At 59.3% G+C, this 13,555-nt stretch carries 14 protein-coding genes; 7 read left to right on the top strand and 7 right to left on the bottom strand.

Going from position 1 to position 13,555, the window contains the following annotated elements; all coding sequences use genetic code 11:
• Window positions 1-334: 334 nt before the first annotated feature.
• Window positions 335-1,201 (bottom strand): alpha/beta fold hydrolase, encoded by an 867-nt coding sequence (locus tag FQV27_RS17550; protein WP_147101070.1) that lies wholly within the window; start codon window positions 1,199-1,201, stop codon window positions 335-337.
• A gap of 679 nt (window positions 1,202-1,880) precedes the next feature.
• On the opposite strand from FQV27_RS17550, the gene FQV27_RS17555 reads away from it, so the two are divergent.
• Window positions 1,881-2,924, top strand: coding sequence for an IS30 family transposase (locus FQV27_RS17555; protein ID WP_046001879.1), 1,044 nt, complete (start codon window positions 1,881-1,883; stop codon window positions 2,922-2,924).
• A 681-nt stretch (window positions 2,925-3,605) separates the two neighbouring features.
• Here FQV27_RS17555 and FQV27_RS17565 read toward each other — a convergent pair.
• Window positions 3,606-4,271: a L,D-transpeptidase gene (locus tag FQV27_RS17565; RefSeq protein WP_119806501.1), complete on the bottom strand. Its 666-nt coding sequence runs from the start codon at window positions 4,269-4,271 to the stop codon at window positions 3,606-3,608.
• 350 nt (window positions 4,272-4,621) lie between these two features.
• Between FQV27_RS17565 and FQV27_RS17570 the strand changes: the two genes are divergently transcribed.
• Window positions 4,622-5,260 (top strand): L,D-transpeptidase, encoded by a 639-nt coding sequence (locus tag FQV27_RS17570; protein WP_119806500.1) that lies wholly within the window; start codon window positions 4,622-4,624, stop codon window positions 5,258-5,260.
• Window positions 5,261-5,370: 110 nt separating this feature from the next.
• Here the strand turns inward: FQV27_RS17570 and FQV27_RS17575 are convergent, their stop codons facing one another.
• The 4 genes from FQV27_RS17575 to FQV27_RS17590 form a co-directional block, all read right to left on the bottom strand.
• Entirely contained in the window at window positions 5,371-5,916 is a 546-nt protein-coding gene (locus FQV27_RS17575) for a L,D-transpeptidase family protein (RefSeq protein ID WP_119806499.1), read from the bottom strand.
• A 28-nt stretch (window positions 5,917-5,944) separates the two neighbouring features.
• Window positions 5,945-6,412 (bottom strand): DUF411 domain-containing protein, encoded by a 468-nt coding sequence (locus FQV27_RS17580; protein WP_119806498.1) that lies wholly within the window; start codon window positions 6,410-6,412, stop codon window positions 5,945-5,947.
• A gap of 42 nt (window positions 6,413-6,454) precedes the next feature.
• On the bottom strand, window positions 6,455-7,633 hold the full coding sequence (locus FQV27_RS17585; RefSeq protein ID WP_186827362.1) for a M23 family metallopeptidase: 1,179 nt from the start codon (window positions 7,631-7,633) through the stop codon (window positions 6,455-6,457).
• 448 nt (window positions 7,634-8,081) lie between these two features.
• Window positions 8,082-8,519: a MerR family transcriptional regulator gene (locus FQV27_RS17590; RefSeq protein WP_119806496.1), complete on the bottom strand. Its 438-nt coding sequence runs from the start codon at window positions 8,517-8,519 to the stop codon at window positions 8,082-8,084.
• 90 nt (window positions 8,520-8,609) lie between these two features.
• Here FQV27_RS17590 and FQV27_RS17595 point away from each other — a divergent pair, with 90 nt between their 5' ends.
• From FQV27_RS17595 to FQV27_RS17615, 5 genes are read left to right on the top strand one after another with little or no spacing between them, the layout of a single operon-like run.
• Window positions 8,610-10,865: a heavy metal translocating P-type ATPase gene (locus FQV27_RS17595; protein ID WP_147101076.1), complete on the top strand. Its 2,256-nt coding sequence runs from the start codon at window positions 8,610-8,612 to the stop codon at window positions 10,863-10,865.
• 7 nt (window positions 10,866-10,872) lie between these two features.
• Window positions 10,873-11,493: a methyltransferase family protein gene (locus tag FQV27_RS17600; RefSeq protein ID WP_186827363.1), complete on the top strand. Its 621-nt coding sequence runs from the start codon at window positions 10,873-10,875 to the stop codon at window positions 11,491-11,493.
• Window positions 11,490-11,975, top strand: a complete 486-nt coding sequence (gene lspA, locus FQV27_RS17605; protein ID WP_119806493.1) for a signal peptidase II — start codon at window positions 11,490-11,492, stop codon at window positions 11,973-11,975. The genes FQV27_RS17600 and lspA overlap by 4 nt, the downstream gene beginning before the upstream one ends.
• Complete coding sequence (locus FQV27_RS17610) at window positions 11,962-12,399, top strand: disulfide bond formation protein B (protein ID WP_370453568.1); 438 nt, start codon at window positions 11,962-11,964, stop codon at window positions 12,397-12,399. The genes lspA and FQV27_RS17610 overlap by 14 nt, the downstream gene beginning before the upstream one ends.
• Complete coding sequence (locus tag FQV27_RS17615) at window positions 12,396-13,055, top strand: DsbA family protein (RefSeq protein ID WP_147101080.1); 660 nt, start codon at window positions 12,396-12,398, stop codon at window positions 13,053-13,055. Before FQV27_RS17610 ends, FQV27_RS17615 begins: the two co-directional genes overlap by 4 nt.
• 9 nt (window positions 13,056-13,064) lie before the next feature.
• Here the strand turns inward: FQV27_RS17615 and mntR are convergent, their stop codons facing one another.
• Window positions 13,065-13,517 (bottom strand): manganese-binding transcriptional regulator MntR, encoded by a 453-nt coding sequence (mntR, locus tag FQV27_RS17620; protein ID WP_147101083.1) that lies wholly within the window; start codon window positions 13,515-13,517, stop codon window positions 13,065-13,067.
• Window positions 13,518-13,555 lie beyond the last annotated feature (38 nt).

A 13,555-nucleotide genomic window follows, 5' to 3' on the forward strand; every position in this document is an offset into this window, starting at 1 on the left:
TGTCCGGGTTTCAATTAGCATCAGTTGGCGCCCTTCCGTTCCCCCTCACTCTTACACTCAACGAAACTTTTCACAATTTGAACCGCCCCGGCTTGCCCGGAGGGGCGTTTCGTTCAGCGCGGAAAGCTGAAATTGGGCTCAGAGCCGACATGCGGCGGCGCGGCAGCTCCATCACGAGGGAGCCGCCACTGTATCGACGTCTTCGGCCCATTGCGGACCTTCGAGGTATCTGGATGCCGCCTTGCGGCATTCACAAGACCCGCCATTCTACGCTCGGTGCAGCATTTCTACGACCTAGATGACCGCAGAGCGGACAAAGCTGCCTCTCAGGCTGCTATCTTCTGTTCATGAAAAACGTTCCAAGACAGTCAGCTACATCGTCTGGTGCCTCTTCGGCCATGTGATGTCCGCTCATGATGCGTTGCCTCATGACGATCTGGGAACTCCATGCTGCCCACGGCTCTGCCGGATCGCCATAGATGCGCTCCATGTCATCATGCGCAGACCAGAGCAGGCCGAGTGGGCACTGAAGCCGACGGCCTGCCTTCCTGTCCGCCTGGTCTAGGTCGTAATCGAACTCTAGGCCCGCCCGATAATCCGCAAGCATTCCGCGCACAACTTCAGGTTTGCGTGTCGCAGCGAGGTAATCCCCTGCGTTCTCCTCGCCAAGGGCGGCGTTTGAAGGATACCAGAGTTCTGGATCAGCGCGGATCGCGGCTTCCGCTTTGTCGCTTTGCGCGAAGAAGAACCAATGCCACCAATCCCTGGCGAAGCGCCAGTCGGCCCGTTCCAGGGCCTCGTAGATCGGAACACCATCCATAATGACAAGACCGGCGACGTTTGTCGGGAAGTCCATTGCCAGCCGAAAGGCGCGATACGAGCCGCGGTCGTGTCCGGCGACGCCAAACCTTTCATGACCGAGAGCCACCATACATGCTTGAAGTGCCTTTGCCTTTGCTCGTCCGGAACTGTCTTCAATCGTTACAGGCTGATAGCTTTGGCCAAAGCCCGGCAGATCTGCGCAGACCACGGTAAATGTCTGGGCCAGCAACGGAGCAACCCGACACCAGGTTGTGTGTGTCCTTGGGTGGCCGTGAAGGAGAAGGAGGGGAAAGCCGGCTCCTCCCGTTCGGACACGGATCTTGCCATAAGGAGTTTCCACGAGCCTGACTGTGAAGTCGGTAAAAAAGCCGGTTTTCATATGCCCTCATAAGAATGACTGATTGGGGCTGGCATACCCTGATGATCACCAACGACCGTCTTGCTCCCCGAGGTTCCCACGGGGGATTTGGGCTCGAAGCGGTTGTGCGGCGATGCAGGGGTTTTGCGCCCGGCAGGCAGCGGCGGCCGTCGCACTCGGCCCTTAGCCGACGTTCATACAATTTGCGGCGAAGGTCCGGTTTAATTTCTCGCTACCATATTTCTGCATCGCGGCTCATAACATCTATCACACTGCAGACGAAATCGCTGAACAGCCACCTGAGCCTTAAATAAATTCCGACAGCGGAGAATGAGCGAAAATTCCTGTGTTCCAAAACCGATCCTTTTTGAACATGGGGCAGGGAGGTCATTGATCCATCGAGCAGCTACTTTTTGACGGCACTAAGTAGCTGAGGAAAGCTACGATGCCATTTTGGCTGATATGATAGACTTACTGGTTAACTGATTCAGAAAAATGGAACATCTTCTTCTATCCCTAGAAATATCCACGAAATATGTGGATAACTTTGGGTTGCGGCGAAGCGATGACAATGACCAAAAAATTGCACAGCGTTACATAACATGGATTATTGGAGTGTATGAATGTACGCGGGGACGCGCTATCCTGAAATGCGACTTTCTGTGCTCAACAATGGGTTGAGCCATGAAAGGATCATAGAATGAAGGTTCGGTTCTCTCACCTTTCCCTTTCCGAGCGCCGCAAGATCGAGCGCTGGCGGCAGATGAAGCTGAGCCCTGACGAGATGGCGCGCAGGCTTGGCCGGCACCGCTCGACGATCTTCCGCGAGCTGCGGCGCAATCACTTCCATGACGGCGAGATCCCGAAGCTCAGCGGCTATTGGTGCGTCGTAGCGCAAAGCTATTCGGATGGACGACGGACCCGGCAGCGCAAGCTGGTGCGTGATCCCGGGCTCCGTGACCAAGTCGAGCGCTGCCTGAGGTCCGGCTGGACCCCCGAGCAGATTGCCGGCCGGATGCGATATGAGAGTGCCCCGCGCCGGGTCTGCCAAGAGACGATCTATCAGCACATCTATTCCGAGGACGGTCGTCGAGGTGAGCTGTGGCGCCACCTGCCCTCTGGCCGCCGGCGCCGTCGGGGCTACCGGCTTCGCAAGCGCCCGCCACCGAGATTTGCGCCTGAACTCAGCATCTTGTTCCGCCCGGACATCATCGCGCATCGCAAGCAGTTCGGTCACTGGGAGGCTGACCTGGTGCTGTTCCGGCAGAAGTACGGGCCGGCCAATGTCACCACCATGATCGAGCGCACAAGTCGCTTCCTGGTCGCGTTGAAGAACACCGAAAAGCGCACCAAGCCGATCATGGCGCAGATCGCCCAAGCATTGACGCCCCTGCCCCGGCATGCCTGCCGATCGATCACCTTTGACCGTGGTTCCGAGTTCATCGATTGGCCGCATCTGCAGGCGGAGGTGGGCGCCCAAACCTGGTTCTGCGAGGCGCAGTCACCGTGGCAGAAAGGCGCCGTCGAGAACGCCAACAAGCGTCTCAGACGATGGCTCTGCCGCGACACCGATCCGAACACGCTTTCCCAGGAGGAGCTCCGTCAGCTCTGCGCGGGCCTCAATGCTACGCCGCGCAAATGCCTCGGCTTCCGAACGCCTGCCGAGGTGTTCAAGGCTAACATACTCGGACGCGGCTACAGACGGGAGAAACTCTCCCGGCAACCATTGTCGCATTTGGGCTAGCGCTTCCAGGGTGGGGTCTACGGACGTTTCCGGGGACAGACAGAAATATAACAACAAATTGAGATACTTGATTTAATAAATTCCCTGTTTGTGAAGACGCACCAGTGAGCAGTACTCATCCAAAGGGCAACTCTTGGAAGCTCAGGTCCCAGACCCGAACATTCTCATCCCCTGCGGCGGGAGCCGCAAAGGCTGCGCGCGTCGTGCAGCGCGCCTATGAGATCTTCCCCGCCCAATTGGTGCGCAATCCTTGTCGCGTGATCAAGACGATGGGTTCCAGGAGCCTACCCGGCGAGCTTGTGCGCAGCGATGTTGAATGCGAAAGATATGCTCACAAGGCGAACGCGCACGAGGACACAGAAATGAACAATAGATCCTTCATGGTCTTGGCAGCTGTCTTGATCACCGCCGGTTGTGGAAACATGACAGCCCGGACAGCAGCGCCGGAAACCGATATCCAAAATCTTCCGCCAACCCTCATAGCTCTCGTCGCGCCGGGGCAGGACGTTGCCACGGCGCGGCTTCTCCCGGATGATAACTGCTATTGGTACGAACATCGCGGGCAGGTCGAAACAAACCTGCTTCCGCTGACTACAGCTGAGGGTCGTCCGATTTGCATGCAATCGCAGGGTTCAACCTGATCGAGTTGTGCCGGGGTCGGATTTCACAACCGAGGCTACTCTAGCTCCGTGTCGCTACGCTCTCCGCAGCCGAATAAAGAAATGCGGTAGAGTTGATTTCGACATTCGAATAGAGATCGTTAATGTGCGCCATGACCATCCGGACGCAACCAGAACTGGCACTTGTGCCAATGCTTCTGGGAAACGGGGTTCCGTGGATGCGCAAGTAGGTATCTCTTTCGCCGACATAGAGGTAAAGAGCTCGTGAGCCGAGTGCATTTTCAGGGCCGGGTTCCACCCCACCTTCAAATTGAGCGTAAATCTCTGGCTCTCGGGCAATCATGCTTTGCGTGGGTGTCCAATGTGGCCATTCGACCTTTCGCTTAATCGTATAAACTCCAGGCTCATACAGATCGCCCCTGCCGATGGCCACGCCGTACCGCATCGCGGTTCCGCCTGCTTCGATGTGGTAAAGATACTTTGCCACAGCATCTACATGGATATCACCCGGCACCAGGCCCTCGTTGGCCTGCACTCTTTGCGGTAAGAAACGCGGGTGCAAGCCCCACGGGTTAGACGTTGCTGCATTATAGCCGGGAGGGGTAACCTGTGCGTCCCATACTGCCTTCTGACTAACAGTCGGCCATGATTCCGCAAACAGTGGGCTGGAAACGGACGCTGAAAACAGCGCAGTGGTGGTTTGAATAAAGTGTCGCCGTGTCAACATGTTGTGTGCTCCTATACTGCGTTTTACATCGTCACAGCATGTGCTTTGCTGCAACCGGCCCAACACAAAAAATAAAGCCCCAAGATCAAGTTCGCTTGTGCTAACGGCTGATTTTTGGCGTCGGAAGGTTCTGATGATCTAATTGCCCCTGATTTGCCTCACCCGGTAGGTCTCGATCGTGACGAAAGTCTGATCATTTTAGATTATCAGTCAGGCCAAACGATCATATTGTCGTGCGTGTTGCGAACATCTCACGTCGGCGCAAATTATCGCCCACTTGGGCTAGGTTGGTGTCCGGTGGTTGGCTATTGTCTGATCAGAGATGCCAAGGGCGAACACGAGAGGCGGAAATGGTCAATCATCCCACGTTCAGTGATCGGAGGACTTTTCTTCGGGGACTGGCGGCGGCCGGGGTCGTTGTCCCCGCGACATCGGCGTTTGGTCAGGGTCTCGATCCCTATACCGGGCAGCCTATCTATGAAAGTACGCCGGCACCCGTCCCGGCCGCGACCAGTAGTGCGCCGGAGCGCAATCTGTCGTCATTCCGGGCACGGCATTGGAGCGAATTCTATCCCACAATCGGGAAAGGTGTCATTCTGGCGGACGTCACATCCCGAGCGGTGCATTACTGGTCGGCCGACGAAAGTGTCCAGTTTATCTTTCCCTGCTCGATCCCGATGACTGAAGATCTGACGCGACGGGGTCAGGCAGAAATCGTCCGGAAGGTGAAGAACCCGCCCTGGACACCAACGGCCAGCATGCGCGAGAAAGATCCCAATCTTCCGCAGCGGGTGGCGGGCGGCGATCCCTTAAATCCCCTTGGAGCTTACGGGCTCTATCTGTCCTGGCCAGCCTATCTCGTGCATGGCACCGCAGATACGCGCAAGATCGGGCGGAAATCGTCGTCCGGGTGCTATGGGCTTTATAACGAACATGTCACCCAACTCTTCGAGGTCGCCGAGATAGGCACCCAAGTCACGGTGTTCTGACAGCGAAATACCACTTGCGCCGACGACTTTTCAGCCGTCGGCACAAGGGGCGCCGTTGGAATAGGCTGCGTTGCAATTTTATGTTTCGGCCTTGACTTGTTCGTCTCCTGCTACGGGTAGAGCATCACTGGCACACCGGGCTGCAACATCGCGTAGACGTCTTCGATTTCCTGATCGGTCAACGCCAGACAACCCGCAGTCCAGTCCCGGTTCTTCGGTGCGAAGACATTGCCTTCGGGGCCGCGGCCATGGAACATGATATCGCTGCCCGCACTTCGGCCGAATTGAGCCGCATAAGCTTTATCCTGTTCATTTGGATAAGATATGCCCACCGATAGGTGATATCGGCTCCGTGGGTTGAAACGGTCGATGTAGTATAGCCCCTCGGGCGTTTTTCCGTCTCCCTCGAATTGCTTTGGGCCGAGCGGCTGGTTGCCGAGGCCAAAGTTATACGATCTCAGAACGGTCTGCCCGTTCAGCAGAAACATCCGTCGTTCAGCCTTGTTGACCACGACCTGAGTGACAGGGGGGCCTGAGTACCGTTTGAACTGAGGTATCGCTCCTCGTGCCGGGGTGGTCGACGGCCCGGATTTTCCACATGCAGCGAGAAGAGCAAGCAAAGCTAGCGAGGCATGGCGCCGGGAGAAGTTTGTCATCGATGTGTTTCCTGCTCGGATGTTTTTTTTATGTTGCTTCAGGATAGCGGGTAAACACTTCACTGGTACCGTCTCGGCGCACAAGCAGAACATCGTATGCGTCGCGCTTTGTTTCCGGGCCCATGCCGGGACTTCCGTATGGCATTCCGGGAACTGTCAAACCGAGAGCTTCTGGGCGCTCTCGGAGCAGGCGCCGGATATCGTCAGCAGGGACATGTCCTTCCAGGAAGTAGCCATCAACGCTGCCGGTATGACAGGAAGTCAGTTCTATCGGTACGCCCAGATCGATCTTGTGCTGCATCAACAAGGTGCCAAACCGCTCTTCACTCGTGACCTGAAAACCCATTTCCTGAAGATAATTGGTCCACTGTTTGCAACATTCGCAGCCGCGGCCCTCAACGACATGGATGGTAGGAAGGCTTTCAGCCCAGGATAGAGACGGCAGACCGCTGGCTGCGGCTGCCATCATTACGGCGCGTCGTGTCAGTTTGATCATTTTATGCCCCTCGATCCGGCCGATGAAGATGTTTGAGTGCCATCAGCTTTCCGTTCCCGTGTCGTCGCGAAGAAAGTAGCCGGTGGAGAGACGCGCTACTGTCAGCATGACGCGGTCAGTCGGTTTGGCGATCGCTGTTCGGGGCGCTGGTGTTTCCTTGATGGGATCCGTTGGCTTGCCGTCTATGCGAACTTCGTAATGAAGGTTAGGTCCACTGACGAGGCCGGTTGCGCCTACGTCACCGATCCTGGCCCCGGCGTTCAACTCGACACCCGGAGCGATCCCTGCGGCAAAACGCGAAAGATGCGCATAGCGCGTCAAAACGCCCCCGCCGTGATCGACATCGATCGTCCGACCATATCCCCGCATGGTTCCTGCAAAAACAACCGTTCCTGCTCCGGTGACGCTGACGGGTGTTCCAGTCCGTGCGGCGTAATCGACCCCCGTGTGCATTCGTTGCGTGCCAAGCACGGGGTGCCGGCGTTTGCCGAAGACCGAAGACAGCCGGGCTCCCGCGACAGGCCACGCGGACTGTTGGACCTGCGCACCATTCCGAAACAGGATGAAAGGCTGTTCAACCGAGCCGGTCACGAGCTCGAAGATGTCCGTATTCTTTTCGACCCGAGCGTAGGCGAGTTGCGGTTCACCCACGACCGTTCCGTCAGGCAAGATATTTTCGCTCCACATCAATGCGATGCGCTCGGTTCCTTCAAGGTCTCGAAAGTCGATCTGGCCTGCCAGTAGCGCCGCAAGGTCAACTGCGAAACTTTCGGGCGCATTGCGGGCGGCGAGTGCCTCAAAGAGAGAGCTGTCCAGGATAAAAGTTTCCCGGCGGTCCCGAAGAAGGATCTCCGTCTTGATCAAGGATGCTTCGAGAGGTTTCGTGAAATCGAGAACGATGTCCGTTCCGTCTTGGGTTAGAAGCGAAAGACGGGCAAGCTGGGAGGGATCGTCGGAAAACACGCTCCATCTGAGGATCTGTCCAGGGCTGAGGGTCGAGAGATCAAAAACATCGGAAATCGCCAGCGCCGCCTCGGTCCGGAGAGACACGCCGATACCAGCATGCGACAATATCGAATCCAACGTGTCTCCCGGAACGACCTCATGTCGCGACATGGGGGCGACTGCCTCGGTGAGGTGAGACAGTTCGGCCGGGGTTTCGGCGTGCGATGATGTCGTGACGGCAATCGCGCCGGCAGTCAGCAAGGCTTGCAAGATCATCAGGTCTGGTTTCCCGTCAGGCAATAAGGTCTGGCATTGGGGAGCAGGCCCCCACGCAGCATCGATAGGTTGTCTACAGTTCGAAAAGGCGGGCGATGCAGACACCGGCAAATGTTCCTGCCAGGCCAAAAGCGATCGCGTATCCAACCACATATTGAGCCTTGTCCAGTCGGGTGCCACCCAGGGCGCCAGCACGCTGGAACCCACGCACCCCGCCTATCAGGGCCGCAATGACCGTCAGCATCGAATTTGTCGCCGCTTTTGTTGGTTCATGCCGTCTTTCGCCTCTCGTCATCGACACGCGCGTTTTGCGACCTAAAGCAGCTAGAGGTTCAAGATAAAATGCCTCTTGATCACGGTCTTGTCAGGGCACCGGATGCTCTGACGGGATGTCCGCTGCATTCGGGCCTTACACTCACCAGCATCTGCTTCGGTCATCGCCAGCCATTCACTGACCGGCATCGCCGATCGTGGGGTGGTTCGTGACGCACAGCGAATGATCGCCCAAGACCTCGATGACCCGGCAATCGGATATCCGGTCACCTGCGCACTGGACCACCATGCGTTCAAGTTCGGTTTTCAGGGCTGTCAGGCGGGCCAGGCGGCTTTCGACTTCGGCAAGCTGCGCCTTGGCGATGGCGTCGGCTGCGGCGCAGGGCTGATCAGGATCGTCCGACAGACTGAGAAGGTCGCGGATCGCCTCCAGGGAAAAGCCAAGCTCGCGGGCGTGTCGGATGAACGCCAGTCGTTCATGGGCCTTGTGCGTATAAAGGCGCTGATTACCGGCGCTGCGCTCGGCTTCGGGCAGCAGGCCGATTTGCTCGTAGTAGCGGATCGTCGGCACCTTGACCCCCGTCGACGTTCCCAGCTTTCCGATGGTCAGCATGAAGATTCTCCTTGAACCTATAGTTGCTAGAGGACGTAGACCTCCGAATCGATGATGGCAACCGCCCTGCTTTCCGCAGAGGAGAGAATGATGACGACCACGAACGAAACCGGCACGACGGCATGCGACTGGACGGTGTCCGGCATGGATTGCGCCTCCTGCGCGACAAAGGTGCGGGGCGCCGTGTCCCGCCTGCCGGGCGTCAGTGACGTGGAGATCGGCATCATGTCCGAACGCTTGCGCCTGACCCTCGATGAACGCAAAACCGATCAGGACAAGATCGAAAAGACCGTTCGGTCGCTCGGTTACGGCATTTCACCGCGCGCACCTGGCAAGAAGGATTTCGTGCTCCCGGGGAGTGGGCCGGAGAGCCATGATGGCCACAGTCACGCCGATCACCCCGCTGTGGCGAAGACCGACCACTCCGGCCATGGCAGCCCCGGTCACGTCCATGACGACCCGGCCGACCGCGGCAAGGCATGGTACCAGACCGGCAAGGGCAGGTTGGTCATCCTGACCGGGCTCTTGTTGGCTGCGGCTTGGGCAATGGAGTTGATCGCCCCGCAGATCGGGACCTGGGCCTTTGTTGCGGCCTGCCTTATCGGTGTTGCCCCCGTCGCACGTCGCGCCTTTGCCGCAGCACGGTTGGGCCAGTTCTTCACCATCGAGGGATTGATGACCATCGCCGCCTTGGGCGCGCTGTTCATCAATGCCGCCGAAGAGGCGGCACTGGTGGTCTTTCTCTTTGCTGTGGGTGAGGTGCTGGAGGGTGTGGCGGCGGGTAAGGCACGCGACGGCATACGGGCCTTGGCCGATCTCGTCCCCAAGACTGCATTGCTAGAAGAAAACGGCGCCACCCGTGAGGTTGCAGCATCCAGCCTCGTCATTGGCCAGACCGTCTTGGTCCGGCCGGGTGATCGCATTCCCGCAGATGGCGAGATAACGGAAGGCACATCGGGCATCGATGAAAGCCCGGTCACGGGTGAGAGTATTCCCCGGACACGTGGCCCGGGCGAAAATGTTTTTGCTGGTTCGATCAACACCGAAGCTGTCCTGCGGGTCACTGTGACGAAGGCGGCCGAGGACAACACCATTTCCCGGATTATCCGGCTGGTCGAGGAAGCGGAAGAAGCCCGCGCCCCCACGGAACGCTTCATCGACCGGTTCAGCCGGTGGTACATGCCTGCCATCGTTGCGGTTTCGGCGCTTGTCATCGTGCTCCCGCCGCTGATGTTCGGTCAGTCATGGGATACCTGGATCTATCGTGGACTGGCGCTCCTGCTGATCGGCTGCCCTTGTGCGCTGGTGATTTCGGTTCCGGCCTCGATCGCATCGAGCCTGTCCACCGGCGCGCGCCGGGGAATGCTGATGAAGGGCGGCGCAGTGATCGAGGCCGCGGCCAAGGTTTCCCATGTCGCCTTCGACAAGACCGGGACGCTGACCCACGGACGTCCGCAGGTCACTGACCTGGTGACGTTCGGAACCACGACTGAGGCGCAGTTGCTGGAGGTCGCCGCGGGCGTCGAGAGCGGATCGAGCCATCCCCTCGCCGTGGCGATCCTGGACAGGGCCAAGACGGAGGGCGTCACTCCCCTGCCCGCCCGCGATGCACGCGCCCTGACCGGACGAGGGGTCGAGGCGACCGTGGGAGATGCCCTGGCATGGGTGAGTTCACCCCGGCATGCGTCGGAGAACGATGGCCTGGACTGTCTTGGCCTGCGTCAGGCGACCATCTTCGAGGATGAGGGCAAGACCGCCGTCGCCGTCTATCGCAAAGGCGTCCCGCTCGGTCTCATCGCCATGCGTGACGAGCTGCGGCCCGATGCGGCGGAGGCTGTGCGCCAGCTGGCCGAAATGGGCATCTCCTCGATCATGCTGACCGGCGACAACCCCCGCACAGCTGCCGCCATCGCCGAGGGGCTCAATATCCGGTTCGAGGCCGAGATGATGCCTGAAGACAAGCTGGCCGCCATTCGCGACATGAACGCTCAAGGTGGCGTCATGATGATCGGGGATGGCATCAATGACGCCCCTGCCCTGAAACAGGCCAGCATCGGTGTCGCGATGGGCTCCGGCACGGATGTCGCTCTGGAGACGGCCGATGCTGCCATCCTGCGCGACAGGGTGACTGATATTCCGGCCCAGATCCGGCTGGTGCGGGCCACGATGGCCAATATCCGGCAGAACGTCAGTATCGCGCTAGGATTAAAGGCTATTTTCTTGGTCACCACCGTCCTTGGCATGACCGGTCTATGGATTGCGATCCTGGCTGATACGGGCGCGACGGTTCTGGTGACCCTGAACGCCCTGCGCCTCTTGCGCTACAATCCCGAACAGAAGCGCTGAGGCGATGATGACTGGAATGGGCAATGCAGCGCTGGTTCTTCTTGGCGCCTATCTGGCCCTGTTCTTCTGGGGCTCTGCGATCAATGCCCGGGAGGCGCATCGTCCGGTCTGGTTGTTCCGTCACGCCACGGGCGGCGACCGTCTTGCAGCACTAGGCTTCCGAGCTGCGTTCGCTCTGGCCCTCCTTGGGTCGTTGGCATGGCGTCTCATGCCGAGCATGGGCGATCTTGATCCCCTGCGGTCCTTCCAAAATCCTGTGTGGATCGGTCTGGCGGGACTGTTCACGGCCAGCCTGGGTGCGATGCTGGCATTCGCGGCCCAGATGTCGATGGCTGCGTCATGGCGGATCGGGGTGGCCGAGGGGGCGACCGGCGCACTTGTCACGGCTGGATTGTTCGGTTTCAGCCGCAACCCGGTTTTTGTGGGTCAGCTCATGTTGCTGCTCGGAACCGCTCTGGCCGTGCCCTCCATCCCGACAATTTTTGGGGTCCTGCTGTTTGCAGGCTCGGCGCTTGTTCAGGTCCGCTCAGAAGAACGTGAATTGCGGCGGACGCTTGGCCCTGCTTACGACACCTATTGCCAGTTTGTTCCGCGCTGGATCGGCATCCGGGAAAGGTCACTGCAATGAAGTCGCTTCTGATCCTGGGGATGATCGTCGCTACTGCGGCTGCCGATCAGATCACCAAGCTCGCGGTCCTGCGGAGCTTGTCTCCCGGGGAAATTTATTCCGTCTCTCCCGGCTTCAATCTGACGCTTGGTTTCAACGAAGGGGCGAGTTTCGGCATGATGTCCGACCTAATGGCAGGTCGTCCCTTGCTGATGGTTGCCCTGACAGGTGCCCTGGCGATCATCTTTGCGGGAATGGCCTTCCGGGCGGATACGAAGCGCGAAGGCATAGGCCTCGCGCTGATCGTGGGGGGTGCTGTGGGCAATATCATCGACCGCCTGCGGCAAGGTGCCGTGACCGATTTTCTGGATGTCTACTGGCGTGATTGGCACTGGCCGACCTTTAACGGGGCCGACATCGCGATCAGCCTCGGCGCCTTGCTTGTGCTGACAGCGATGCTCCGTCCCTCCCGCTCGAAGGAACTCTCTTTTGACCGCACCTGACCCCCGGGGCCTGTCCCGGAATGATATTGCAATATCAACTGCCTTTCTGGTCGCACTCGCCGCTACGCTCGGCGCGCTGTTCATCGGCGAGATACTGGGGCAGATGCCCTGCACCCTATGCTGGTATCAGAGGATCTCCATGTTTCCGTTAGTGCCTGTCTTGGCAATCTCGCTGTGGCGCGGTGACGGTCTGGCACGTCTCTACGGATTGCCACTGGCGCTGGCCGGGCTGGTCCTTTCCGGCTGGCATTCGGGACTTTACGCAGGACTGATCCCGCAGAGCATCGCGCCTTGCACCAAGGACGGCCCGTCCTGCACCGACCAGGCGCAGACGATCCTGAACCTGCCCATTCCCTATCTTGCATTCGCCGCCTTTGCAGCCGTTCTGGCCTGCCTCATCTTGTCGAAAGGAAAACGCCCATGAACCGCCGCACCGTGCTCATCGGAACATCTGCCATCGGGATTGCCGCCTTTGCCGGCGGCGCGCTCGTGCTGACGCGCAATCGTCAGGCCGAAGCGGATACCCTGGCCGCTGCTGCCCCGGCTGTGGAAACGGACATGCTGGTCCGCGGGCATGCGCCCAGCTTTGGACCAGAAGACGCTCCGGTCACGCTGGTCGAGTTCTTCGATCCATCTTGCGAGGCTTGCCGCGCCTTTCATCCGGTCGTTCAGGACATTCGCGCACAATTTCCCGATCAGGTCCGCATCGTGATGCGCTATGCGGTGTTTCACGAGGGGTCCGACGAGGCGGTCCGCATCCTGGAGACCGCGCGTATGCAGGACAAGTTCGAGCCTGTCCTCGATGCGCTGTTGGAACGGCAGCCGGAATGGGCTGTCCATGGCGCACCGCGAATGGACCTTGCATGGCAAATTGCGGCTGCGGCCGGTCTGGATGTGGAAAAGGCGCAAACGGCCCGTCTGTCCCCCGATATCGTCGGCATCCTCAATCAGGACGCGGCCGATATCGCGGCAATCGGCGTACGCCAGACGCCGACTTTCTTCCTCAATGGTCGCCAGATGGCGGATATCAGCATGGACAGCCTGCTTGCGGATGTGCGCAGTGCCGTGGAGGCATCCTGACCGGGCGGCCTAGGCCCGATCGGCGTAGGCCGCGAACAAGGCCAGTGTGCGCTCACTGACGTGATGCTCGATCCCTTCGGCATCTCGTTCCGCCGTCTCGGCATCCAGGCCGAGGCGGATCAGGAACCGCAGCACAATGGCATGGCGGCGGCGGCATTCCAGTGCCAGTCGTCGTCCCTCTTCTGTCAGAAAGACGGACCTGTATCGCTCGCGCGTGATCAGTCCCTCACGGGCCAGGCGATCCAGGGCCTTGGTGACCGTCGGCGCGCGCACCCCCAATCGTGCCGCGATATCCACCGGCCGGGCTTCACCCTGTTCATGGATCAGCTCTGCGATCAGTTCGACGTAATCTTCGGCCAGCTCGCTGCGCCGGGCAGCACGGACGCCATGAAAGGCCTCCGCCCGATTGTCCGGGTGCACAGGATCGCTGGTGGTTTCGGCTACATGAATATCTGCGGTCATCTGGCAAGTGTCGCACTTATCGATTGACGGGTAAAGCC

This window comes from Paracoccus aurantiacus (assembly GCF_007993065.1).
Classification (GTDB): Bacteria; Pseudomonadota; Alphaproteobacteria; order Rhodobacterales; family Rhodobacteraceae; genus Paracoccus; species Paracoccus aurantiacus.